At 43.5% G+C, this 25,026-nt stretch carries 19 protein-coding genes; 16 read left to right on the forward strand and 3 right to left on the reverse strand.

Annotated features, from left to right (window positions below):
• Window positions 1-4: 4 nt before the first annotated feature.
• The 4 genes from AWH66_RS03260 to AWH66_RS03280 all read left to right on the forward strand — a co-directional run bounded on the left by AWH66_RS03260 (window position 5) and on the right by AWH66_RS03280 (window position 4,411).
• Window positions 5-898, forward strand: coding sequence for a LysR family transcriptional regulator (locus AWH66_RS03260; protein WP_063605767.1), 894 nt, complete (start codon window positions 5-7; stop codon window positions 896-898).
• A 1,864-nt stretch (window positions 899-2,762) separates the two neighbouring features.
• Window positions 2,763-3,008 carry a hypothetical protein gene (locus tag AWH66_RS03270; RefSeq protein WP_063605763.1) on the forward strand — a complete coding sequence of 82 codons (246 nt, stop codon included), beginning with the start codon at window positions 2,763-2,765 and terminating at the stop codon, window positions 3,006-3,008.
• 276 nt (window positions 3,009-3,284) lie between these two features.
• Window positions 3,285-3,458 carry a hypothetical protein gene (locus AWH66_RS25860; protein WP_167360927.1) on the forward strand — a complete coding sequence of 58 codons (174 nt, stop codon included), beginning with the start codon at window positions 3,285-3,287 and terminating at the stop codon, window positions 3,456-3,458.
• A gap of 449 nt (window positions 3,459-3,907) precedes the next feature.
• Window positions 3,908-4,411, forward strand: a complete 504-nt coding sequence (locus tag AWH66_RS03280; protein ID WP_063605760.1) for a hypothetical protein — start codon at window positions 3,908-3,910, stop codon at window positions 4,409-4,411.
• 794 nt (window positions 4,412-5,205) lie between these two features.
• Here the strand turns inward: AWH66_RS03280 and AWH66_RS03290 are convergent.
• Entirely contained in the window at window positions 5,206-5,883 is a 678-nt protein-coding gene (locus tag AWH66_RS03290) for a hypothetical protein (RefSeq protein WP_063605756.1), read from the reverse strand.
• Between the two features lie 203 nt (window positions 5,884-6,086).
• Window positions 6,087-7,880, reverse strand: a complete 1,794-nt coding sequence (locus AWH66_RS03295) for an alkyl sulfatase dimerization domain-containing protein (protein ID WP_063605754.1) — start codon at window positions 7,878-7,880, stop codon at window positions 6,087-6,089.
• A 297-nt stretch (window positions 7,881-8,177) separates the two neighbouring features.
• On the opposite strand from AWH66_RS03295, the gene AWH66_RS03300 reads away from it, so the two are divergent.
• The 11 genes from AWH66_RS03300 to copI all read left to right on the forward strand — a co-directional run bounded on the left by AWH66_RS03300 (window position 8,178) and on the right by copI (window position 21,700).
• On the forward strand, window positions 8,178-9,224 hold the full coding sequence (locus AWH66_RS03300; RefSeq protein WP_083399942.1) for an alpha/beta hydrolase fold domain-containing protein: 1,047 nt from the start codon (window positions 8,178-8,180) through the stop codon (window positions 9,222-9,224).
• A gap of 213 nt (window positions 9,225-9,437) precedes the next feature.
• Entirely contained in the window at window positions 9,438-9,803 is a 366-nt protein-coding gene (locus AWH66_RS03305; protein WP_063605752.1) for a hypothetical protein, read from the forward strand.
• Window positions 9,804-9,988: 185 nt separating this feature from the next.
• Window positions 9,989-10,918, forward strand: coding sequence for a LysR family transcriptional regulator (locus AWH66_RS03310; RefSeq protein ID WP_063605750.1), 930 nt, complete (start codon window positions 9,989-9,991; stop codon window positions 10,916-10,918).
• A 1,051-nt stretch (window positions 10,919-11,969) separates the two neighbouring features.
• On the forward strand, window positions 11,970-13,118 hold the full coding sequence (locus AWH66_RS03315) for a pectin acetylesterase-family hydrolase (protein ID WP_063605748.1): 1,149 nt from the start codon (window positions 11,970-11,972) through the stop codon (window positions 13,116-13,118).
• A gap of 485 nt (window positions 13,119-13,603) precedes the next feature.
• Window positions 13,604-13,852, forward strand: coding sequence for a hypothetical protein (locus AWH66_RS03320; RefSeq protein WP_143081455.1), 249 nt, complete (start codon window positions 13,604-13,606; stop codon window positions 13,850-13,852).
• A gap of 80 nt (window positions 13,853-13,932) precedes the next feature.
• Window positions 13,933-14,286, forward strand: coding sequence for a type III secretion system effector protein (locus tag AWH66_RS03325; RefSeq protein WP_063605744.1), 354 nt, complete (start codon window positions 13,933-13,935; stop codon window positions 14,284-14,286).
• A 77-nt stretch (window positions 14,287-14,363) separates the two neighbouring features.
• Window positions 14,364-14,753, forward strand: a complete 390-nt coding sequence (locus AWH66_RS03330) for a hypothetical protein (RefSeq protein WP_063605742.1) — start codon at window positions 14,364-14,366, stop codon at window positions 14,751-14,753.
• Window positions 14,754-14,891: 138 nt separating this feature from the next.
• Window positions 14,892-16,223: a TolC family protein gene (locus tag AWH66_RS03335; protein WP_420882857.1), complete on the forward strand. Its 1,332-nt coding sequence runs from the start codon at window positions 14,892-14,894 to the stop codon at window positions 16,221-16,223.
• 20 nt (window positions 16,224-16,243) lie between these two features.
• Complete coding sequence (locus tag AWH66_RS03340) at window positions 16,244-17,956, forward strand: efflux RND transporter periplasmic adaptor subunit (protein WP_063605738.1); 1,713 nt, start codon at window positions 16,244-16,246, stop codon at window positions 17,954-17,956.
• Window positions 17,953-21,075: an efflux RND transporter permease subunit gene (locus AWH66_RS03345; RefSeq protein ID WP_063605736.1), complete on the forward strand. Its 3,123-nt coding sequence runs from the start codon at window positions 17,953-17,955 to the stop codon at window positions 21,073-21,075. The genes AWH66_RS03340 and AWH66_RS03345 overlap by 4 nt, the downstream gene beginning before the upstream one ends.
• Before the next feature lie 58 nt (window positions 21,076-21,133).
• The gene (gene copI, locus AWH66_RS03350; protein WP_063605734.1) at window positions 21,134-21,700 is read left to right on the forward strand and encodes a copper-resistant cuproprotein CopI; all 567 of its coding nucleotides are present in this window, start codon (window positions 21,134-21,136) and stop codon (window positions 21,698-21,700) included.
• 93 nt (window positions 21,701-21,793) lie between these two features.
• Here copI and AWH66_RS03355 read toward each other — a convergent pair whose 3' ends face one another.
• Window positions 21,794-23,059: a RidA family protein gene (locus AWH66_RS03355; RefSeq protein ID WP_063605732.1), complete on the reverse strand. Its 1,266-nt coding sequence runs from the start codon at window positions 23,057-23,059 to the stop codon at window positions 21,794-21,796.
• A 510-nt stretch (window positions 23,060-23,569) separates the two neighbouring features.
• Between AWH66_RS03355 and gad the strand changes: the two genes are divergently transcribed.
• Window positions 23,570-24,964, forward strand: coding sequence for a glutamate decarboxylase (gene gad, locus AWH66_RS03360; protein ID WP_063605730.1), 1,395 nt, complete (start codon window positions 23,570-23,572; stop codon window positions 24,962-24,964).
• The last annotated feature ends 62 nt before the right edge of the window (window positions 24,965-25,026 follow it).

A 25,026-nucleotide genomic window follows, 5' to 3' on the forward strand; every position in this document is an offset into this window, starting at 1 on the left:
TCAAGTGAATAAGCTAGATAGGTTAGACATTAAGCAGCTCAGAGTCTTTCAGGCGTTGATTCGAGAGCAGAGTGCATCGAAGGCGGCAGGTCAACTCGGCATAACTCAGCAAGCAGTAAGCGAGCAACTCAAAAAACTACGTGATGTATTTGGCGACCGACTATTTCTTAGGAAAACTAATGGCTTTGTACCCACGCCTTTGGCAGAAGAGCTCTCTCTAGAAATCGATAAACTTCTTAGGGGTTTTCAAGTTCTCCTCTCGCCAAAAATGTTTGATCCAACAACGGTAGAAGGCACATATGTCATAGCAGCTACAGACTATGCGCAACAAATCGTTTTGCCACCGTTGATTGCAATGTTGAGGGTTCAATCGCCAAACTTAAAAATCATTGTTAGAGACTTTGAGTTAGATAAGTTAAATGACTTAATGGAAAGTGGAAAAGTGAACCTAGCGATTGCATTTCCTGATTATATTCCTGAGCCTTATCCAATCATTAAGCTGTTTGAAGAGCACCATGTGTGTATCACATCCAACCATTCTACGATTTCTAAAGTAAATCCATCACTCGAAGAAATCGCAGCTCATCCAGCGATTATGGCTTCGCCTTCTAGGCCAAACTTTAAGGGCTCCATAGATGACTGGTTCAAAAAGTTTGGTTTAGAGCGTAATGTTGTTGTGTCAGCACCGTGTTTCTCCGTGGTACCTCTTTACCTTGAAACAACCGACTCTATCGCTTTTTTGCCTTCGAGAGCTATTGAAGGCTTGAACGTGACGCAAATCAATATGAGTGCGTCACCTGAGCCGTTTGATGTTATCGCCGCATGGCACCCAAGGTATAACGATGATCCGCTACAAAAGTGGGTTGTTTCACTATTAGAGGACAAATACCTCACATAGGTTGCTTCGGTATCGGTCGCAAAAAATGTTCCTATTCAAAACCTGATGGGTTGAATTTTTAACCGTGGCACTTTCTAGCTCAGAAGTGCCCCAAAGTCAGTTAGATCAAATACTCTACACATTTTAGGGGCGTGCATTTTCCCTACAAAATCTTATCCGATGAAAGAAGATTGGACCATTCGCCCTTGAGGCATGAATTGGCTGAAAATCGTCTTGCTCAATATCGCTGGAATTACGTGAGAACTTTCGGCAATATCTAAAGTTCGCATCCTAGACGTTAGGCCTATAAGGGCATTAGATTGAACGCGAGTATTACTAGCGTTATGATTGGTTTAAGTTTGAGCAAGAACGTAATGAAAAAGCCTTGCGTGAATGGTGTTCCCTACAAGAACTTGATGTCAGCGGTTAAAAATAAGGATTAAGCGTTGCGTAGCCAGAATTAAATTGCAGTCAATAAAGATACGGATTTCAACTACAAATACTATGCTTATGGTATGCTAGCTGACCCAAACCTATATATGTCATAGGGTTTGTTATCTTCGTTCGGTTCTTATGAAAGTTTCCAGAGAGGGGGGGCGAGGTGCTGCTTAAACAAGAGTCTACCCCAAGTATGGATTTATACCTCGACTATTCATCAAAGCAAAATACAGGGTTACAAACTGATTCTAGTTATCTGAAGGAACACTCGAGTAGTCCTGATTCTGGCTCTACAAGGCGTTATTTATGAGCGAACACATACAGGCTTCTACTTAGCGTGCTCCAAATGGCAGGTTTATATGAGGTAATATCGGTATGTATCATTTGATTGATTTGATTGCTTTCTTGAAAAGTTACTACTGGGTAGCATTTTTACCTTTATTGGTTTTAGTAGCGATACAAGGTCTAGGGCTGATAAAGAATAGGACAATTAGGTTAGTTGCTTGTGTTTCATTCGCGATGATATGGGTGTGCACACTTTTTTTATCTAGGCACATTGTAAATATCAACATTAAAGATAAAGTTGTAAATTTCCTTTCTCATCCAGTATCTGGTTATACAGTATTAGTTAATGATGTCAAAACAGATGGCACTCAAATTATCAAGTCACTACGAAAACTGAGAACAAACCAAGAGTACAGAGGTTTCTCAAGAAACAACTATACATATAAACTAACGATTTACAGAGGGAATGAGGTCTATGAATTTCAAGTTCGTAGCCACGACTCAAATCCTCAAATGAAGCTAGTTAGGTTTAACATAAATTATAAAAGCTATATCTTCACAGGGAGATTTAAATTGGATCTCTAGGCCATGGTTGTTTCTAGCAACATGTAAAGCAGTGCCTGATAACTTATAACTGATTACATGATGTTTTCACTGAATCTGCAATACCTGAAGTTATTCATTAATTGCTAATGTTCAATTTTCCGAAACTGATAATTGTCCAGAACCTTCACAGATGGCACTTAGAAACTCAGAAGTACCCCAAACCTTCTTACGGCCTGATAGCATGAGGCAACGTAATAACCCAATTATCCTAATCTAAAGACTGTCTATAGGTGTCAGTCCTTACGAAACAAAGCGTTGGTTACCAGTAGCAGGTTGAAAGAGTTAGTGGCGAACTAGCAACAGAGTGGACCATAATACTTGATGAATTTAGCAAAGCGGTATATTCAATGTTACTTTCCGCACAAGCTCAAAATGAGAGAGTGGTTGTTTATGGAAGACATCGTTGTGGTGACTGCATGATAGAGATTCTATTCATCGCATAACACTAGTTGATTAACCGTCGCAAAACTAATGTTGATCTGTAGTTAAAAATACTGAATACATTGCCCTGAAGAGTATACTGTAGAACCTCACTACATCATATGGATAGATAAAAATGACAGAGTTAATCAGTTTGGATATTCAAGGTGATTTTCTAGTGTATCTGGAAGGTACAGCATTGATATTAATGTTTACTACTGTTTCTTTGGCAGGGCTAGCGTTCTCACCGATAAAAATTTGGAAACCTAGCACTAAACTATTAATTAAATTTATTGGTTCTACAATCTTCGCCTTTGTTGCTTTGTCGTGGGCTGTTTACGAGCATACGCAGCTAGTGCGAAAGAAATTAGAAGCGTATTAAAGTCAAGTGAAATAGCAATCATTAATAATTCTGTAATTAATATTTCGAGGGACTTATCAGAAGATATAAAGGAACTTGCTATGAAAGCGACATTAGATACAAGCATCAGTAACCGAAGCGCGGCAAGAGATATTCGCCTTAGGTTATTGGTTAAAAACGAGAACGAAAAGAGTTTTGTTATAACTGCTTCATATCAGACTAAGTCGAAGTGGTCGTTTTATGCTTCAAAAACTATTTCCCCATACTTTAAGGGGCGTTATTTTATAGGAAATGCTAATGATGAAGATAGAAGTTTATATAAAGCATATTGTATTATCAATGCTTGTGATAATTCCAGGTTTAGCAGGAGCTTTAACAATTGATGGAGATAGTAGAGACTGGAGCAGATCATATGTCCAAAAAACTGTTTCAGCAGGAGCAGTACTTCCCCAAAAAAGTTCGCATCTTTAATGTAAAAGTTACGAACTTTATTGTCAGAGTCTCAATCTACCAACACAGGTCAATTCTTGAATAAATCTGGAAAGGTACAAGAGAAACGGTACTTGAGACTTTTCCAGAAAAATCGATTTTTGGAACTAACTTTCCTAAAGTTACGTTGTACTAAAGAAAGGTGCTACAAAAGTAGCGGTTGATATTGTGATTGAAACCGCTGGTGAGGAGATTCGTGGTTAGCAGTCGGACGGTTTTGAAATTATTGACGACTGCATTAATCTCTAAAGCAAAGATAGACGTGCAAGTATCTGGATGCGACATAGTGGGTGTGTACCTAAAAGAGAAGTACTGAGAGATATGAGGTAGAAAATTTTGTCCCATTCATGGAGAAAGGATAAAAAACAGAAGAAAAATGAGCGTGCTTTTATTCGAAAAATACATGCAATAAATTGGGAAATATGACATAAATGAGTATAAAAGATTATATCGATATTCAATACATTTGGGGGTTGATGCTAGTTTTCTCTTCTCCCTTACTAGTAGGATTAATATTTTTTATAAACAGAAGAGCAACTAAGCCTCTAAAAAAAACGTTGCTAATATTTATCCCTACTGCATCACTCTGGTTATCTTTCTTTTTGTATGACAATTTTCTGATGCTTAAGGTAGAATCAGAAGTTAGAGAATATGCCTCTAATCCTTATGAAGAATACATTATCATCAAAGATGGAAAGATTCAGAGTTCAGAAGCTTTAATCTATGCATTACGAAGTATGTCAACAAAATTCACAAACAAAACTTTTTCTTCTAGAATCAATGAAAGGACTTATAAAATAATAAGAGGTAGTCATTCTCTCACTTTAAGAGTTTTTGATTCATCATCTAGAGAATCGTTTTACTGGGTTGTGTACACAGTACCTGGAACAAATTATGAATACATAGGGAGAATCCAACCTAATGAAACTTATTAGTACTATACCAGCTGCTCTTATAGCTACCTCTTTTGGAGTGGGGGCGATAACGATAGATGGGGAATTAGACGACTCGGGCATATTTCATAAATCAATCTTGTGATGATTTTCTTCGATCTAAACTAGTTTTTTGGTGATTTCGGTACAGAAGCCACCTATACAGACAGGTAGCACTACCTTGGGGTGTAAGCAGTATAAGTTAGCATCTGTAGCACAGCGTCTTTAATTCGAGTACCTCGTTTTTAGTTGTAGGTAACGTGCGGGTTGGCCATCATTGTGAACCGCACCATTAGCTTTGGACACCAAGTTAAGCGTACGACTTTTCCATACTTTAACTAATTCATGAAGTGCTAATGTTCTAATTTCTGAAACACGTTTATGTCCAGATCCGTGCTGACCGTTCGGCTAGCTCGGATCTGCCCCAAAACGTTTCAGGAGCCATAATATAACCCATAGGATTTGCTAATGAGGAACTGCCGAGGAATCCTCAGGAGTTGCAGAACTTGCAACAACGTCTTCACGCCCCAATTGTCCAACAAGCTGTTGGACAAAACTCTAGTATCCAATTTTCCAAGAGGGTCTTGCACAATTACGACACAACTTGTTTCGAGAGTTATTTCTGCTACATTTCGAGCTATACCTAGCGAAACAGTCCTTTCATCACAAACGATTGGACACATATTTTCTAATTTCGGAAATAATATACCTGCATCTATCATTTATGAACTCTAGAACGTTCTCCCCAGTGCTTGGTGACTTTTTAACAAGCCCGTGTTAGGCGGGCTTGAAACTAGCTAGAAACCAATTCGGTATGAGATTAGGGAGAGGTGATCCCCTTTGTCGTATTGATAGGTATAAACCAAACTCTGGTTGTTATTAATCTGGTAACCGGCATCCGCGATAAGATCCCAGCTCCTAAAACTAGAGCGACGCCCATTGTCTTCTTTAAGATCATTGAAGCTATAAGTGTATTCTGGTGTAACACTAAACCAGGTGTTGTTTCTCGTGTTGTAAACCATACTTAGCGACAATAGCGTATAGTAAGCAGTGTTCGACATATGTTGATGTTCAAAAGAACCTAAGGCTAACTCTGGGACCAGTCGAACTTCTCTACTTAGGGGCACGTTTACATGCACGCCAAGTTCACCAGTGTTTGCGCGAATGTTTCTATTGTTGAAGTTGGAATCGTAGTTATAACCAATAAAATAGCCGACGCCTGTATTGTGGATGACGTTGAGTCTTAAGTTATGATTGTCAAAGTTGTCGTCACTATGATACGTCCCCAATAGATTCCAGCGGTTATTAACCTGGCTAGTGAACTGCGCGCTCACGTCGAAATCATGACTGCCATAACCAACAGAAACACCATTATACAGTGCGTACGGGTTGGAGAAGTCGATATTTTTATTTGCTAAAGCTGAAGTAGAAAATAGAGTTGTTAAAATTGCAGCGATAGTGGTTACTTTTTTCATTGTTACTCTCTGTCTTAATCAGTGGTTAACGCATCCATGAATTCGTGAGCAATCCGTCGTTTGTGTGCCGTTTGAATAACGCTACTTTATGTTTTGTGGTTGATGTTGCCGATGAATTAGAGAAATTCAAATTTGTAGCGAGTGATGGATATGAGAATCAGCCCCCACAACGGTGAAGACTGATGGTGTGCTGATATCAACCGTTATCGGACAATGATCTGCTCAAGATCGTTTAGGTCATCATGTAATGATGTAAATGCAATTTTGCCCAATAACATCAGATCCCAATCTTGCTTTGTTAACTCAAAAGTTCGGCCATTATTTGGCTGTTCAGTAATAGCCACTATGCCATTACGTAACGCGATAGCGTAGTGCTGGCCCTCCTCACTGAAGTTAAGGTTAAACTCTAAATGCTTGCCCTCCGCCAAACGTGTATCGACCATGAATCGTAAATACTGTACGTTGGCATGCAGTGGTGAGTTTTCGAGCTTCTCGGCAGTTACTCCGCCCAACATCTCACTTAGATCCTGGTAATGGTTTAGTGTTTCGCCAGCAAAACGTAATTTGCCTTCGTGGAGTAAGGCTTCAGAGATATAAAAACCTCGCGCATTGGCTGACGTGGTATGTTGACCCAGGGTACGGGCAGCATTGGCACGCAGGGTTTTGGCATCGCCTTCTAGAGCCCCCATATTTTGCAGCTGTGTTGTTAAGAACAAACTCCACTGGACGCTCGCGGTATCCTTTTGGGTTTGTGCATCTTTGATTTTGCTGATGACCGCGTCAACGCCTCCCATCGCCTCAACCGTTTTTTGAGCCTGAATGCGTTTAGGGAGTGGGTTGATGTCATACACATCCCATCCCATCCAACCAATACGAGCGTTATAGACCTGCTTGGCAAAGCTCTCTACCTGACCATAGGTTTCGTTGTCGGCCCGAATGTCTGCAGGCAGATAAATCCACTCCGCTATTTGTTGCGCATCTTTGCCCATAGAGATACCACGGTAAGTTTGGTCATGGATAAGCTGCATACTGTCACGGAAAAACTCAATGGCTTGGCGAGCGTCATCGGCATTGAGATGTGTGGGGCCATGTATGTCTACGTGCAGCTCAATGTCTCTGGCAAGTGCTAAATCGGCGGCTTCCACTAAACGCATAGGATCGCGGTAAATATCACCTCTCAGTGTATAAAGGTTAAACAGGCTGCCATTATTGACTGCGTTTGATACCAATAACTTGTGCGCAGGAAAGTAAAACGCCACAGAGTCCAACACATCGGTTTTACTTGGAAGAACCTCTACATTCAGCCCAGCGATAGTGTGAGTTTCAACCACATTGTCTTCAAAAGTGATGGTGGGCGGTAAGAACCCAGATTCTCCGGTGAGTTTATCTAACCCAAAGCCAAGTATGCTTGGGAAGGCATCTTGCCCCTCTGTTGGGTGCAGCATGCCAAACTGAATCGCCGCTCTGGTATTAAAATTACCGCTCAAAACGCTAATACCGTTGTCTGCTTCAAGGTTAGCGACTAGATCTTGATGCCCATAGATTTGGGTTTCGTCATCCATCCACGCTTTGGTTCCGTGAACATAATGTGAATGGGTATACAAAATGGCGGTAACCGTAATCGATTGACCCACTTTATCTTCAAGTGCGGCGCGCTGCTCGGAGGCATACTGAATATTGTCACCAGTATCGACCACTATCCATCCATCGGGTGCATCCACAGCGATGATGTTGCCAATTCCCCAGCCGGCAATGCGATATACGTTGTCAGCCACTTGAGTGACCTGTTTTTGCTCGGCGTCCATATTGGAATTCACACTCGCCTGAGGAAGCGTGGTGATTGCGCCGTTTGCTGTGGTGACAAGCTCATGGTGCAAAGACATGCCGTATTGACTTGGGGCAACTGCCGGCGTGCCTGTGAAAGCTGCCGCAGTGCCTGTAATAGTAAGGCCTGTGATTGCCAGAGCGATCTTTTTGATTGAGTTGCGATATACCATTTCGTTTATTCCTCGTTTACGGGTGTATCGGGCGCCAATAGATTTGTGATCGCTTTGCTGCAATGTTAAATCGTGCGGCGTTAGATACGAATTAGAAGGGCTTTCCCCTTAGTTATGGTGAGAAAGTCTATGGAGAGGTGGGTGAAGATTCTACGAATTACAGTGATTCATTTTTGAACAACGAAGAGGTGGAGTGATACGTCAAAAATGAATTTGTTCAATTCATGTTCAGGGCAAGTTCGGTGAGCTTAAATAGGCCTCAACAAAATGACTTTCGTAACTATTTAAGGTGAACCAATGAAAAAGAAAATTTTAGTCTCATTACTTGCTGCATACTCTGTTTCTACTCTTGCTATGACCAGCGATAAGCAAGTGATGTTGTCATCCAACCCGGTACCATTGACAACCGCGGTCAGCGAGGAGTTCTATCAGTTTTCAAGCAGTGTTCCTTCTCCAGATGTGGATGCGCTGCAAATCAATATCCCTGCCACCAAAAGCGAGTGGCTCCAGTTTGTCGAATCCAAAGATACAGCAGCTCAGGAGAGAGCTCTGGGGCTCGCTGAGCATCTCGGCACAAGCATTGAAAAAGGGGTCATTGCAGGTGTTGACGTTTATTGGCTAACGCCAAAGGTCGTTGCTCCAGATATGAAAGATAAGCTCTTTATCTCGGTTCAGGGAGGCGCGTATATGTTAAATAGTGGATACGCTTCTATTACTGAAGGGCTAGTTATTGCGACTCACTTACAAGTCCCTGTATTGGCGATAGATTATGGCAAAGCGCCAAACTTCCCGGCTCCCGCGGGTCGTAATGACATCGTCAATGTATGGAAAGAGCTCATCCAAGAACGCAGTGCAGAGAGCATGGTCATGGGAGGAACTTCTGCCGGAGCGACGCTCTCTGTATTGACGGTACAAGAACTCAATAAGCAGAACATTGAGATACCAGCCGCGTTATATATAGGAACCCCCTCGGTTGATATGACAATGACGGGAGACAGCCGATATATCAATGAAGGCCTAGATCATGTACTAGGTAGCTGGCGTGGCCTGGCGGAATCTATGGTAGAACAGTATGTGGGTGAGCTAGAGCTCAGTGATCCTTTAGTTTCGCCAATCAATGGCAGCTTTGATAATTTTCCACCGAGTTATTTGATAACAGGCACACGTGATTTGCTGCTTAGCGATACGATCAGACTAGACAGAGAGTTAAAACGCGCAGGGGTGGCAACAGAACTGAACGTTTATGAAGGGCAGTCTCACGCCGATTACTTACTAGGCTTAGGCACACCAGAGTCAACGGAGCATTATCAGGCACTCAGTCGCTTTATGCGTACCTATTTATAGCGAAGCGGCTAATTGCGTTCGGTAAAGGTATTTAAGCTTAGTCTCTGTTGATAGGTTTACGAAAAAGTTCAAATAGCAGTGAGAATACCAAGTTGCTCGCTGTTTTGCAGGGCCGCTGTGATGTTAGATATTGCAGCGTTTCCTCAGTAGCTTGCCATACAAGTGCACTAAGCATATTTAACCACTAGTGTTAACTTAACAAGGTAAATTCTGATGACACACATCATATATCTAAATGATCGCCCTTATCGTATATGTGACGTTGGGGAGGGTCGTTGCATCATGGTTATTTGTTCTGCTGAAAACGTTGCTGATCTTTATGAAGAGTATAATGGTAAGTATGAACGCGGTTGTCGGCTAATAGTAGTTGATGTATCACTTTCTAGTACCACCCTCGAGAAAGGTTTGACGAAAAAAACGATGGACGATTTGGTAAACGATATTCATCTCTTAGTCGATATATATTGGCTAGATGAAGTTTGGATTGAAGTAGAAAGTAAGGTGGGTATGCTTTGCGAAAAGATTAACGCAAAACTACATGGGAGAATGAGGTTCTACCCGAAATTGCCAAATGAATGAGTTTTATTAGTAATTTCACATCACACTGCATTGATTATAGCGTTTTTCAATCCGCATAGAGTGACACCCACCTTAGTGTATAGTTTCTTATCCTTATAAGCAGCTTTAGATACTGATTGCTTCAATCATAAAATTGAACCATAGTGGAAGAGAGCAAAATATATTGTTTCCATAGTGGTGATTGAATGAAAGAGATCAAAGACTTAGACCTTAATCTTCTCAAGCTATTGCAAGCAGTCGTAGAGACCAAGAACACTCATGCAGCAGCCAGTCAGTTAGGTATTTCTCAAACTAGTGTCAGCCGAGGCTTAGCTAAATTAAGAGAAGTCTTTGGAGATCAATTGTTCATACGTAAGGCTCATGGTGTAGAACCTTCGGAATTGGCTGAAAAACTCGCAGAGGCTTCTGACGAAATGTTTACACCGATTATAAAAGTAGTTGAGTCCTATCGAGATTTTGAACCCGAAGAGTTTGATGGTGAAATTACTATTGCTCTACAGATATTTTTCTTAGAAGTTTATGGCGTCGGCATTTTTGATGCTTTGAGAAAAGTTCTTCCTAAAGCCAAGATACGATTGGTTTATTGGCAAAACGATTCGCTAGCAGAAGTCATCAATGGGCATGTTGATTACTTGGTTCAGTTCGAAGGCTATCCGATGCCTCAGGAAATCTATCAACATCATCTAAATAGTGTGAAGCTCTGCTTGGTGGCTCGCAAGGGACACCCTGTACTGGAACAGACAAGTGACTGGGAATCCATTCATAGGCTACCGCTCACCAGAGTTGAGATTGATGGCGTCAACTCGAAACGTTCTCCAATCGAAAAACTATATCAATCAAAAGGTTACAAAGCAGATGTTGCTTTAGTCACTCACAGTGTAAAAGTACTGCTGCATAAACTGAAAGCTTCAGACGCTATCTTGTTTGGCAGCAGCTATATGGTAGAAATAGAGCCCGAATTGGCTTGTTATCCGCTCCCTAAACTTCCTAAAGAGTTACATCATATCAATATCGTAGGAGGTTATTTGCAGACCAAGCGAGGTTTTCCTCTTAATCAATTGCTTCATCAAACACTTCAGTCTTATTTTGATAGTGTGGAGCAGCCTGAGCTTTAAACAGGGGTCTCTTCTTATGACCAATAGAGATGGTGACCTCAGTACGATTTTCATTTCTTTTAGAACATTAGGGGGCAATCATGCCTTGATTCTGACTGGTTGATCATGTCTGTTTTACCGCGAGCTCAACTACTTGCTTCGTACACTTTGCTGATTACGAATGTGGGTAAAACCAAAAAGGCAAGTACAGGGTAACTCTCAAGTTCTCAAGACGCTCCTTTAGCCACTTTTCGTTCAGGATTAACCAATTTAGTTGAACAACATTTTAACTATAAATTATGCATTCCAGAGTGGTTTAGCTCCAATTATGTTTAGCTGGAAGCAAAGGTAGATAGAAACCATGGTAAGATTTTCGACACTTCTTTGAGTTACATCAGAATTTGTGAACTTATCTACTCTGCTATCGTTCAACATAGTCGCGAGGCCTTTAACACGCAGATACAAGTGTTTAAGGTTTCAAGATACTTTTTCTTATCTGACACAAATGTACTTGACTATTTGCACTAAATTAGTTTTGTCCAAAAACGATTTAGGCCGCTAACTAAACTAGCGTGATCACCAAGCGGTCCTAGTGACTTGGCTGTACGTAAATGGCTGTAATTTTACTACGCAGAAATTCGAGACAAGTTAGAATTTGCAGACTTTTGTTGCAAGCATCACCATCTAGCGTTTAGTAACTTTTAATCAACGAGTTATAACGCACCACAATTCCCAAATAGCTTGGAAAACCCGACTGGCATTGAATTTAGATACTGAGCTATGCGCTATCAGAGCTCAATTTTCCGTATCAATTTCAATGCACACATCGAATACGCCGTTTACTCGGAAGTAGTTACACTCACGCCAACTCCTTCCAGAAGAGCTATGTTAAGCAGATGCCAATCCTAGCTTGCAGTTCTCACGTTCGAAGGCAATCAATTAATAGCTCCAATTAAGTCAATTTGTTCACAAACTAGATAACGGTCGGTTTGAGCAATGCATCTATGCGATTAAATGATTTAGTTAGCTAGCCACAATCAAGTCCTTCCAAGGGACATAAGGATTAGGAAAAATGAGAAAACTACTTTTTTGTGCATGCATACTACTGACAACTCCTGTACTTGCGACAGGCTTAGGGGCGGCAAGTGTGACCGAATCCAAACTACTTGATGTATGGGAAAAAGTTCCTTTAGGTGGCGAAACACTCTGTAGCGATGGTTCAGAGTACGCTATTTATTATCAAGAGGGAAAGTCAGACAACCTACATATCTTCTTTGGGCCTGGAGGTACGTGCTGGGATAAAGACACTTGCAACCGCCCGATTTATTGGCAGGAGGAATCACGTGCACTTACCGCGGAGGACGGAGCCTACTACGCAGATGCTCTAAATATGAATGAAGAGGTATTTCAAACAGGTATTTTCCGAAATGAGAATCCAAAGAATCCTTTCAAGGACTGGAGCAAGTTAATGATATCTTACTGCTCAGCAGATGTTCATATTGGTCACAATGAGCATCAATACAAAATGCTTAATGGTGAGACTCGTTTAATCACGCACAGAGGCAAAGTTAATGTTGATGCAGCACTGAATTACCTTCAAAAAAACTATAAACAAAATCCGGAGAAGGTCTTAGTCTCGGGTGAGAGTGCGGGCGGGTTCGCTTCCATTTTTTATTTGCCACGTATCGCAGAAATGTTCAAAAACAGCAAAATCTATCAACTGTCGGATGGGAATATCATTGCGACAGAGCGCTCTATTGAAATTGTTGAAGCGTGGGGAGTAGACAGTGAAAAGGCATTTGGTTTCAAGATCACTAATAATATAACGAAAGATGCGTACCTATACTCACTTGAGTTATTTAAGAATAATCCGCGTATTACAATGTTGCAGCAGAATACAACCTTCGACGAAACCATGATTAAGTTTCAAAGTTGGGTCTTACGAGACAAAGTCACAGATGCAGTGAAAGCTCGCTGGCACCAAGATATGATTTACGCCAAAAAGCATCTGAAAAGCGTTAGCAACGACAACTATTTCTTTTACATATCGGAGTGTGGGAAGAATCAAGAAACCAAAACGACGGCTCATTGCCTAGAGTGGAATGATATATATTACGAATGTTCTGAGGAGGGAACTTTCTTCTACAAGTGGTTAGACGATATCATCAATAAGGAACGCAAGTATGATGTAGGTTCAAGCTATTTACCTACTTCGCTGTAAAAATATGCTTAATTTGTGACGAAAACACGCTATATCAGCGTGTTTTCAGAAGTGAGTTTTTCAGCTCTGTCATAAAAATCTAAGTAACCTCGATAAGCTTAAAATTAGTTAATAATAAGTGACTCACTGCTCATAAATACAATGCATTACAAAACCACAAGCTGAATCGATTTGGGGAGTACTTTATTGTTGTCTCAGGCTGCTCATTTTGCTATCAAATCCATATTGTTAACCTCTCTTTAAAGCCCTATTTAGAGCTTCTACGTTAATACGGTAATAATGTATGGTTTTGTAAACCTCCATTGTATAACAACTCATTAACGTAGTACTTTGATTATATAACTGTCAGTTAGAGTGAGTTATTGAAGTAGCTCGATCGCTGGTGGGGAAACTGCGTTATGTCCAAGGAGAGTGAACCAGTTATCTAAAGTATGATGGGGTAGATGATGAGTGCAGAGCTGAGACGTAAAATAGAAGAGTTGTTAATGATCGCAAAACAGGAAGGTGTTTCTATTTTGGGGTTAGTTGATTCGGCTGATGAAGCACAATGCCAGATTTTTCGGAGCATTGAATTGAACTCTCGTCAGGGAATCCGAGCATTAGATGACATCGTCATGAGACAAAAGTGTCTTGCCGATGGTAGTGCTTGTGATACATGCCATCAATCTTGCAGAGAAGACCCTAGCTTAGAGATCCCTCAAGTTAATTCGACACTGCTCTATTTGGTTAAATAGTTCCAATAAACGTTTGTATCGCTGCGTTAAAAAGAACAACGCAGTAGAGTGCGTTTGGTATTTTTCTTGCCTCTTCATTGATGACACCTTCAAACCTCGCCAAACACGCACCTCAAGGATGTCCATTTTGGATTTCTGGAGGCAGTCATAACTCCGCTTTAGACCAAAAATCTGCCACCAACGCTACAGGTTCCGTATGTCATATGCGTTTTACCAACGTTCAGGTTGTTACCCGAAGAGGTGAGAAGGCAGAGCCTTATGTGGTGCTAGCTCATGAGTTGATTCACTCTTTACATTGTCTTCAAGGTATTAAGATGGATGGTCGAGACGAAGAGTTATGGACGACTGGACTAGGCAAATATGAAAATAACCCAATGAGCGAAAACGTATTTAGAGCTCAATTTGGCTTAGCGAAAAGACAGCGATATTTCTAAATTTTCTTCACAGTTTTATTGACCTTCCCCCAAGGGGAAGGTCTACACTTGTTGAGATTTTTCGCAGAAGGCTTGTTATGCGCTTTAGTGTTATTAGAAAACGTTGGATGTCGTTACTGACGGTTGTTGCGCTATTAGCATCAACATTAGTGGTTAGTGCACCTACGATGGCTTTTTCTAATGATATCGCTGTGTCTTCTCAACACGGAGCAATGGTAGATTGTACTGCTAGTGTCGACTCCTCCACAAACTCCCATCATAATGCTTCTAAGCAAACTGCTGTCAGTGAGTGTGGGGGTGAATCAAAGCATAATTGCTGTAGCGCAACGTGTGCGAACGGTGTTGGGGTTATCAGTGCAGACTTAATGCACGGTATTCATCATTTTCTCTTCTCTAAAAGAACGCTCGAACTCGCGTTTAGTCCAATTTATCGAGCAAACGGCCTCGATCGACCCCCTAGAGCGTAATCCAATCTAATTTTTCTAGCCCTTCTTAGAGTTCTAAGAAGTTGTTTAATCGTGCTTATTATTTAAGCGCGCAGATTGGATACTATCGTGAACAAACCTATTACTTTGGTTGCGCTTACCGTGAGCGCTGCCTTGTGGATGCCGATGTCTGCTTTGGCAGACGATGTCACCACGATGCAAGTTACCAACCCAAGCACAGAACAGCTTGGTTCAGTAACACTGCAACAGCTGATCGAATTGTCGATCGCCAATGATGCAAGTAGAGTTCGCTTCTACGCTCAATCAGAATCGTTAAGGCAGTCTGGGATTGCTAGCGCTACGTTGAAAGACCCAGTATTAAAAGTTGGCGTTGGCGGCCTACCAACGGACAGCTTTCAATTAGACCAAGATCCAATGACAAACGTGTCAGTGGGTTTGATGCAACAGTTTGGACGAGGGTCGACATTAGCCCTTCAAAACCAAAAAACGCAAACGCAAGCCGATGGTGTTGAATTTCAGGTACAAACACGTGAGCTTGAGATAGCAAACAGTATCTCAAAGCTGTGGTATGAGCTGGGATTTCAGCAACAGTCAGAGCGTGTGCTGCTGGAAAGTCAGGGCCTAATGAGAGAAATGGTTCGCTTTATCCAAACTAACTACGCCATTGGTAACAGTGAATCTCAAGATCTGATTCAGGCTCAGTTGCAGGTCAGTAAGCTGGATGAAAAGTTGCAGGCCAACCGTCAAATGCAAAACCGCCTGATTGCTCAGCTCTCCGAATGGTTAGGTGCTCAATGGTTGTCTAATCAGCCGACTCTTAAGGCGACCACGACTTCAGACTGGCAGAGGTTGGAAGGTCGCCTATTAGAGCACAGTCGTTCAGACTACTACGCCATTCTAAATCAGCACCCAATGGCTCGCATGGCAGATATCGAAATAGCCGCGAGTGAAACCCAAGTCGCCATTGCAGAAGAAGCGTACAAGCCTCAGTTTGGCGTTGAAGCGATGTATGCCCATAGACGAGCTAACAATATGCGCGGTGAACCAGCGCCAGATTTAGTGAGCGCTTATGTCACGATGGATATTCCTCTGTTCACTGGTAATCGTCAGGACAAAAATCATGCTGCTGCCGAGTATCAAGTGGTTGCCTCCAAATCTAATAAGGATGCATTGCTTTCTCAGATGTACGCCAAAGTCAGTGCACTGACAATGGATAGGCAAAACCTCACCGAACGTCTTGAACGTTATCGTCAAAGTCTCCTTTCTCAGGCTAAAGCTCGCACCAAAGCTGTAGAAAGAGGTTATGAAAACAGCACTGCGCAATTTAGTGATGTAATCACCGCCTCCAGAGACGAACTGGCAATAGAGCTAGAGGCTCTGAGGTTGGAAACGGATCTTAGTTTGGTCAATAGCGATCTGTCCTATTTTCTGGGTGGTTTTGATTATCAAGCCTCAACTCCGGTGCTTTCAGTGCCATCAAAACAACAATAATTCTGAGAAGGTAAACAAAGATGAAGACATTGAATGTTGCGCTATTGGCCTTAGCGGTTGGCGCTGGAATTGGTGTGTTAGTCGCTCCTTATGTCGGAGGTCATAACATGGCGGGGGCGTCCGATGAAAATGCTAGTACAAAGGGAGCGAAAGAGCCGCTGTACTGGGTAGCACCGATGGACCCAAATTATCAACGCGATCAACCAGGTAAATCCCCAATGGGAATGGACCTTATCCCAGTGTACGCCGATGACCTTAACGGTGGTAATGACAAACCAGGAACGGTCAACATCAACCCTGCGGTGGAGAACAACTTAGGAGTAAAAACAGAACCGGTAAAGCTAGCGAAGCTATCGCCGCGTATCGAGACAGTCGGCTATATCGCTTTTGATGAAAGTCGCTTATGGCAAACCAATGTGCGCGTTGCGGGCTGGGTCGAAAAGCTCTATATCAACGCTGTGGGGGAGCGTGTTAACAAAGGAGATGTGTTATTCAAGCTTTATTCGCCAGAGTTGGTCAAAGCGCAAGAAGAGTTACTTAATGCCCATCGCACAGGACGCAGTAGCTTGGTTAAAGGCGCCACGGAGCGGTTAATTTCGTTGGGTGTAGATCGAGATCAAATTAACCAGATAGTTAGGCAAGGCAAAGCGTCTCAGACCATTGATATCAAGGCATTGGGCAATGGTGTGGTGGCTACGTTAAATATCCGTGAAGGTGGCTATTTATCCCCAGCTCAATCGGTTATCAGCGCAGGGCCAATTGATGAAGTTTGGGTCGATGCCGAAGTGTTCGAACGTCAAGCGGAATGGATCAAAGCGGGCAGCCAAGCAACGATGACATTGGACGCGTTATCAGGCAGGGAATGGCAAGGGGAAATTGACTATGTTTATCCAATTCTCGACCCAGCAACGAGAACGCTGAGAGTCAGACTCAAGTTTGCTAACCCAGATCATCAATTGAAGCCAAATATGTTTGCCAACATTGCGCTGCAACCCAAGACGGAGCAAGCGGTGTTGACGATACCTCGCTCAAGCGTGATTCGCTCTGGAGGGATGACTCGCGTAGTGTTATCCGAAGGTGGTGGTAAATACCGCTCAGCACGTATCGACATTGGACGAGAGGCCCGTGACCGAGTTGAGGTGTTAGCGGGATTGACCACAAGTGACAAGGTTGTGACCTCTGCGCAGTTTATGTTGGATTCGGAGTCAAGCCAAAGTGCGGATTTGTCACGAATCAATGGCGTAGAACCGCCAGCGGAGACTGTGTGGGCGCAAGGTGAAATCACGAGTGTGATGGCAGGACACAATATGTTGACCATTAATCACCAACCTGTACCAGAGTGGGATTGGCCGGGGATGACGATGGATTTCACGGTGGACAAGGGTGTCAACCTTAACCCCTTGCAATCAGGTCAACACGTTGAGTTTGAAATGGCAAAAACCGATTCAGGGCAATACGCCATTATCGATCTCAAAGTGAGTGACAAACTGGTTGCTGAGCAGGTTTGGGTTCAAGGGGAGATCACCATGTTGATGGTTGATTTTGGCATGATAACCCTCCGTCACAACGCCGTTGCAGAATGGGGCTGGGAAGCCGGAGAAATGAACTTCACTTCCCAAGGAGACGTGGATCTAACTGGCTTCTCTGAAGGCGACACGGTGCGTTTCTTAGTGACGAAGCAGGGTTCGGACTATGTGCTTATTGATCTGCAGCGTGGAGGAAGTCAACCATGATTGGAGCCATTATTCGTTGGTCTATCAAAAATCGTTTTTTGGTCTTGGTCGCTACCTGCTTTTTGACGTTGGCAGGTTTGTACAGTGTTAAGAACACACCTGTTGACGCCATTCCTGATCTGTCAGATGTTCAGGTGATTATCAAAACCAGCTATCCGGGACAGGCTCCACAGGTTGTTGAGGATCAGGTTACTTATCCTCTGACGACAGCCATGTTAGCGGTGCCGGGCGCAGAAACGGTACGGGGATACTCCTTCTTCGGTGATTCGTATGTGTACATTATCTTTAACGATGATACCGACATGTACTGGGCACGTTCGCGGGTTTTAGAGTATTTAAGTCAAGTTACGCCTAATTTACCATCACAGGCAAAGCCGACTCTGGGTCCCGATGCGACAGGGGTGGGCTGGATATACAGCTACGTACTGCAAGACAAGACAGGCCAACATGATCTAGCAGAGTTACGCAGCATACAAGACTGGTTTTTAAAGTACGAGTTACAGACCGTTGCCGGCGTTTCGGAAGTCGCGACGGTAGGCGGCATGGTCAAGCAGTACCAGGTTCAAATTGATCCTGCTAAGTTGCGTGCTTATGACCTGACCTTGCAGCAGGTCAACATGGCCATCAAAAATGGTAACCAAGAGACCGGCGCGTCGGTGATAGAGGTCGGTGAGGCTGAACATATGGTTCGCACTACGGGCTACTTGAGCAGCATTGAGGATATCAAAGCGCTTCCCCTTAAGGTGACGAGCAAAGGGACACCTCTGCTGCTGGGGGATATTGCGGACATCAATCTTGGGCCTCAGATGCGTCGTGGTATTTCCGAGTTTAATGGTGAAGGTGAAGCGGTTGGTGGCGTTATCGTTATGCGCTTTGGGGAGAACGCCAGTCAGGTTATTCATGATGTCAAAGCAAAGCTGGAAGAGCTGCAACGCGGTCTGCCTGATGGCGTAGAGATTGTTGCGACTTATGACCGTTCAACGCTCATCGATGCGGCTGTTGAAAACCTATGGAAGAAGTTAGCTGAAGAGTTCGTGGTAGTAGCTATAGTCTGTGCGCTGTTCTTATTCCACATTCGTTCGTCGCTTGTGATTGCTATTAGTTTGCCTATCGGTATTTTGTCCGCATTTATCGTCATGCACTGGCAAGGCATTAACGCCAATATTATGTCGTTGGGTGGGATCGCTATTGCCATTGGAGCTATGGTGGATGGCGCGATCGTGATGATCGAAAATGTTCACAAACACATCGAGAAAACACCGCTTACCGATAAAAACCGTTGGCAAGTTATTGGGCGGGCAGCAGAAGAAGTCGGTGCTCCGCTGTTTTTCTCCTTGCTTATTATTACATTGAGCTTTGTTCCTGTGTTCGCGCTTGAGGGACAGGAAGGCAAAATGTTCTCTCCACTCGCTTATACCAAAACATATGCCATGGCAGCGGCTGCGGGCTTAGCGATTACTTTGGTGCCTGTGCTGATGGGGTACTTTATTCGCGGGAAAGTGCTGCCCGAACATAAAAATCCCGTCAACAAAGCTTTGATTGCCATGTATCGACCAATGCTTAACCTAAGTCTTCGTTACCCTAAGTCGATGATTGTCCTGGCTATCGCCTTGATGGGGTCGGCTTTCTATCCGACCAGTAAGTTAGGCAGTGAGTTTATTCCACCTTTGGATGAAGGGGATTTGATGTACATGCCAACGACCTATCCTGGTATCTCGATTGGTAAAGCACGTGAACTGCTTCAACAAACCAACAAGTTGATCAAGACTGTTCCTGAAGTCGAGACTGTGTGGGGCAAGATTGGCCGTGCAGAAACCGCCACTGATCCCGCCCCTTTAACTATGATTGAGACCACCATCCAACTGAAGCCTCGCTCTGAGTGGCGAGATGGCGTCACCACAGAATCATTACGTAAGGAGTTTGATGATTTGGTGAAGTTCCCAGGGCTAACGAACGCTTGGGTAATGCCAATTAAGACTCGTATTGACATGTTGGCAACTGGGATAAAGACGCCAATTGGTATCAAGATCGCGGGACCTGATCTCAAAGTCATTGAGGAGATAGGTGCCAATATCGAACCTATCCTCAAAACGATTCAAGGTACGGTGTCGGTATATGCCGAAAGGGTAGCGGGTGGACGGTATGTCACGATTGATATCAAACGACTCGCCGCCGCGCGTTATGGTCTGAACGTCAGTGATGTTCAGCAAGTGGTGTCAACGGCAGTCGGTGGTATGAATGTGGGCGAGACGGTGGAAGGGTTGGAGCGATACCCAATTAACGTTCGCTATCCACAAGATTATCGTGATTCGGTGGTGAAGCTACAGAATCTGCCACTAGTTACTCCAAATGGTGCTCGAATCGCGTTAGCAGATGTGGCGAAAATCCGCTATGAAGATGGCCCGCCAATGATTAAGACTGAGAACGCCCGCCCGAACGGCTGGGTGTTTGTTGATATTGCTGAGCGCGATCTTGGGTCATATGTCACCGAAGCTCAAAACGTTGTGGCGGAGCAATTGTCCCTACCCGCGGGGTACTCGCTAACGTGGTCTGGTCAATATGAGTATATGGAGCGTGCCAAAGAGCGTTTAAGCGTTGTTGTGCCTGTTACTCTCTCCATCATTATGTTGCTGCTTTACCTTAGTTTTAGAAGGGTCGGTGAAGTGCTGGTCATTATGGGGACACTGCCGCTCGCCATGGTAGGTGGGTTGTGGCTTATGCACTACCTTGGGTACAACTTCTCGATTGCTGTAGGAGTGGGCTTTATCGCGCTTGCCGGAGTAGCCGTCGAGATTGGGGTCATTATGCTGGTTTACCTAAATCAAGCATGGCATGCACGCAAACTAGCGGCACAAGAAAATCAATCGCCATTAACGCTCGATATGTTAACCGAGGCGATCCGTGAAGGCGCAGGGCTGCGCGTGCGTCCCGTTATGATGACGGTGTTAACAGTCATCATCGGTCTTATTCCAATTATGTACGGTTCAGGTACTGGCTCTGAAGTGATGCAACGCATCGCCGCCCCAATGATTGGCGGCATGGCGTCCGCATTATTGCTCACATTGCTGGTACTTCCGGCTATCTACAAGTTGTGGAAATCAAGGGAAATTAACCAATAACCGTTAGCGGCCTCCTAATAAAGAGGCTGCCAATCACTTATTCAAAAAGGAAGCAATCATGAAAAAAACACTGATGACATTAGCGCTTACCATCGCTTCAACCGCCGTGATGGCAGAAGGTATGGATCATTCGAAAATGGATCACTCCAATATGGGCCACTCCAATATGGATCATGGCATGATGAATCATTCTGATATGGACAACGCTAAGATGGACCATAGTAATATGATGAACATGGACGGGATGTCTGCAGTGGGCATGCCTGCTAAGGGAGCTAAACCCGATAAAGTGGTGCATGTCATTTTAACGGATGACATGAAAATCACTTTTAAGCGTGATGTTAAGATCGAGCCTAATGACGTCGTTCAGTTTGTGGTCATGAACACTGGCAAAATCGACCATGAGTTTTCTATCGGTTCTATTGCAGAACAATTGGAACACCGTGAAATGATGAAATCGATGCCAGCGGGACATGACCATCATGGTATGGGCAACGTGGTTTATCTTGAACCAGGCAAAGCAGCACAGTTGCTGTGGCATTTTCATGGTGAGAAACAAGTCGAGTTTGCTTGCAACATTCCGGGTCATGCAGAAGCAGGGATGGTTAAGAGCATCACGTTGTAATAGGCTGGTGTTTCGTTAGCAATAAGTGCCCTAGAACATAACTTCAAGGGCACTCAAATCAGCGGGAAACCTTGTCAGCGCGCTGCTATCAGCCTATTTATTTGGTGGTGTTCCTTCCGCGTTCGACATGATGGCATCTATTTGAATCACCGAATTGGACGGTAAACTTGATACGCCAATAACGGTCAACGCTGGTAATGAATCATTAAAATAGCTCCGTAACACCTCTTCTAGTGCACACAGATCATTCATGTCTTTAAGCTGAATGTTGAGTTTAACAATATCATCCATCACGTGATCGATGTTTTCAACGATGGCTTTAATGTTCTCGAAGCATTGCATCGCTTGTTCTTTTGCCCCTGATGCAACAATCTTACCGATCGAAGGGTCAATAGGCAGTTGCGCTGAGATATTGTTGTAGTGAGAGAAGGCCACGCTTTGCGTCGATAGGGCATTTAACGGTGCTTTTTCGGTATTGGTTGCCTTAATAACGATGCCGTGACGGTCTTCAACTAATTGAGGCGGAGTGCCATCGCCGTGAGAAACGGTCGCATCTATTTGTACTAGTGCATCCAGCGCTAAGCCTTCCACCACCACACTGGAGCGTGCAGGTAAGTAATTAACGGCACGAGCAATGGAAGAATCTGGGAAGAAGGTTTTATACACTTCGTCAACGGCCTGAAGATCCTCCAACTTTGTGATATGGATATTTGTTTTGACGATATCATCCATCGGCACGTCAATGCTTTCGAGTATCGTTTTGATATTGCGTAGACATTGTTGAGTCTGTTCTTTAATTCCGCCTGTCACTACATTTCCCGACTTTGGTTCGATAGGTAGCTGAGCTGAAATATGATTGTAGTGGGAAAACGCAACAGTCTGACTGGAGAGTGGTGTTATCGGTGCGTTGACGCTATTTCGAGTTAATTTCACCAAATCACAAGGGTCTTGAGGGTAGGTACCTTCGCCATTTGAAATGACAGCGTCCATTTGCACCAACGCCCCTTTCATTGGTAAGTCAGCGACTGCAAGTGACGTATAAGTGGGGCGGTGTAGAGGAAAGAAGGAAGCGTAGACTTCATTGACTTTGTCGAGGTCGGTAATGTTTTTTAGGTAAACGTTGATCCTCACCACGTCACTCATCGTATGCTCAATGCTGTTTACTATCATTTTGATATTGTTCAGACACTGTTTTGCCTGCTGCTCTATACCACCCGCAATAAGAGTCTTGGTAGCAGGATCGATGGGTAGTTGAGCCGAAATATTATTGTAGTGAGAAAAGGCAACAGACTGTGTAGATATTGGGCTTACGGGCGCTTTTTCAGTATTCCTTGAAACCTTAATGATACGGTTATCCATGTAGTGGTATCTCCAATTTTCGTTATTAGTTAGGATAAAACGAACAAATAATAAGCAAAAAGAGAGCCAAACTAACAAAAGGGTAAATCAAAGCTTCATGTAGGGCGGATTTGCTGTCGCACTCAATGCATGGTGAGGCGTTTATCTTAGCCTCTGGCACTAAGATTTATCTGACAGTGAGAGCGGGTGGTATAAGTCGAAGTGCGTTTGTGTTGAGCGTCTAGTTAGGTTTCAAGTAACGATTCTTGTTAATTTTTTAGGCAATTTTAGCGGTTTAATCTCATGAGTTGAGAAAGTCATGGGGTTAAATCATTAGAGACGAAAATGAGAGGCCGCACTACTCTCATCTGCAGAAAAGTCTACTAATAACGATTTGAATCTTATCAACCGAATATGAAACTAGCACGTCAATGGAATCTCGACTAACTTTAATCCAACGTCGTTGTGCCTTTTAAAACAAATGCTTAATGACAACTTACGCAATAGTTTCAATGATATAAAGGATTGATTATGCCTCTTCATAAAAAGTCAGCTGTTCGTGGTTCAATGTTAGATGATGTTTACTCTTCCAAAGATTTGTCAGTGGTTATGCCCAAGTATCGAATCCCTGAGAATGAGCACGCACCTGAACATGCCTATCAAGTTGTTCACGATGAACTTATGCTAGACGGTAACTCGCGTCAGAACTTAGCGACATTTTGTCAAACATGGGTAGAAGATGAAGTGCATCAATTGATGGATGAATGCATCGATAAGAACATGATTGATAAAGATGAGTACCCACAAACGGCCGAAATTGAATCGCGCTGTGTTCATATGCTAGCGGATCTTTGGCATGCGCCAGATGCAGAGAACCCAATGGGTTGTTCAACGACGGGGTCGAGTGAGGCCGCGATGCTTGGCGGGATGGCATTAAAGTGGGCTTGGCGTGAGAAAATGAAGAAGCAGGGCAAACCTACTGACAAACCAAATCTTATTTGTGGTCCGGTACAGGTTTGTTGGCATAAGTTTGCGCGCTATTGGGATATTGAACTTCGTGAGATTCCAATGGAAGGTGATCGCCTCATCATGACACCTGAAGAAGTGATCAAACGTTGTGACGAAAACACCATTGGTGTAGTACCGACTCTCGGTGTGACGTTCACATGCCAGTACGAACCAGTAAAAGCGGTTCATGAAGCTCTAGATAAGCTTCAAGAAGAAACAGGCTTAGATATTCCAATTCACGTTGATGGCGCCAGTGGCGCGTTTTTAGCGCCTTTCTGTGACCCTGATTTAGAATGGGATTTCCGCTTGCCTCGTGTTAAATCGATTAATGCTTCTGGCCACAAATTTGGTCTTTCGCCATTAGGTGTGGGTTGGGTAGTGTGGCGTGATGCCGATGCGTTGCATGAGGATTTGATATTTAATGTGAACTATCTTGGCGGTAACATGCCGACATTTGCATTGAACTTCTCTCGTCCTGGGGGACAAATCGTTGCACAGTACTACAATTTCTTAAGATTGGGTAAAGAAGGCTACAAAAAGATTCATGACGCATGCTATGAAACAGCACGCTACATTGCCAAAGAAGTTGAGAAGATGGGCATGTTTGAAATCATTTACGATGGCCACGGTGGTATTCCGGCACTGAGTTGGTCTATCAAGAAAGGTGCAAACCCAGGCTTCAACCTTTACGACCTATCGGATCGCATTCGATCTCGTGGTTGGCAGATTGCTGCGTATGCAATGCCTGCGGATCGCCAAGATCTGGTTATTATGCGTATTCTCGTGCGTCACGGCTTTAGTCGAGACATGGCGGACTTGCTGATCTCCGATTTACAACACTGTGTTGATTTCTTCGATAAGCATCCAGTGATTAACGGCAGTGATGCCGACGAGTCAAGTAACTTTAACCACGGTTAAGTTGCCACCGCTCTTAGTAAACGGCAGAGTGATGCGGTGCATTGCTCTGCTGCTTCAATCAG

The sequence above is a fragment of the Vibrio barjaei genome (assembly GCF_001639065.2).
GTDB lineage: Bacteria > Pseudomonadota > Gammaproteobacteria > Enterobacterales > Vibrionaceae > Vibrio > Vibrio barjaei.

Bases quoted from the DNA above. Each gene is read 5' to 3' on its own strand.
- AWH66_RS03270 (WP_063605763.1), top strand. From the start codon at position 2,763: ATGACAGAGTTAATCAGTTTGGATATTCAAGGTGATTTTCTAGTGTAT.
- AWH66_RS25860 (WP_167360927.1), top strand. From the start codon at position 3,285: ATGATGAAGATAGAAGTTTATATAAAGCATATTGTATTATCAATGCTT.
- AWH66_RS03280 (WP_063605760.1), top strand. From the start codon at position 3,908: ATGAGTATAAAAGATTATATCGATATTCAATACATTTGGGGGTTGATG.
- AWH66_RS03290 (WP_063605756.1), bottom strand. From the start codon at position 5,883: ATGAAAAAAGTAACCACTATCGCTGCAATTTTAACAACTCTATTTTCT.
- AWH66_RS03295 (WP_063605754.1), bottom strand. From the start codon at position 7,880: ATGGTATATCGCAACTCAATCAAAAAGATCGCTCTGGCAATCACAGGC.
- AWH66_RS03300 (WP_083399942.1), top strand. From the start codon at position 8,178: ATGAAAAAGAAAATTTTAGTCTCATTACTTGCTGCATACTCTGTTTCT.
- AWH66_RS03305 (WP_063605752.1), top strand. From the start codon at position 9,438: ATGACACACATCATATATCTAAATGATCGCCCTTATCGTATATGTGAC.
- AWH66_RS03310 (WP_063605750.1), top strand. From the start codon at position 9,989: ATGAAAGAGATCAAAGACTTAGACCTTAATCTTCTCAAGCTATTGCAA.
- AWH66_RS03315 (WP_063605748.1), top strand. From the start codon at position 11,970: ATGAGAAAACTACTTTTTTGTGCATGCATACTACTGACAACTCCTGTA.
- AWH66_RS03320 (WP_143081455.1), top strand. From the start codon at position 13,604: ATGATCGCAAAACAGGAAGGTGTTTCTATTTTGGGGTTAGTTGATTCG.
- AWH66_RS03325 (WP_063605744.1), top strand. From the start codon at position 13,933: ATGACACCTTCAAACCTCGCCAAACACGCACCTCAAGGATGTCCATTT.
- AWH66_RS03330 (WP_063605742.1), top strand. From the start codon at position 14,364: ATGCGCTTTAGTGTTATTAGAAAACGTTGGATGTCGTTACTGACGGTT.
- AWH66_RS03335 (WP_420882857.1), top strand. From the start codon at position 14,892: ATGCCGATGTCTGCTTTGGCAGACGATGTCACCACGATGCAAGTTACC.
- AWH66_RS03340 (WP_063605738.1), top strand. From the start codon at position 16,244: ATGAAGACATTGAATGTTGCGCTATTGGCCTTAGCGGTTGGCGCTGGA.
- AWH66_RS03345 (WP_063605736.1), top strand. From the start codon at position 17,953: ATGATTGGAGCCATTATTCGTTGGTCTATCAAAAATCGTTTTTTGGTC.
- copI (WP_063605734.1), top strand. From the start codon at position 21,134: ATGAAAAAAACACTGATGACATTAGCGCTTACCATCGCTTCAACCGCC.
- AWH66_RS03355 (WP_063605732.1), bottom strand. From the start codon at position 23,059: ATGGATAACCGTATCATTAAGGTTTCAAGGAATACTGAAAAAGCGCCC.
- gad (WP_063605730.1), top strand. From the start codon at position 23,570: ATGCCTCTTCATAAAAAGTCAGCTGTTCGTGGTTCAATGTTAGATGAT.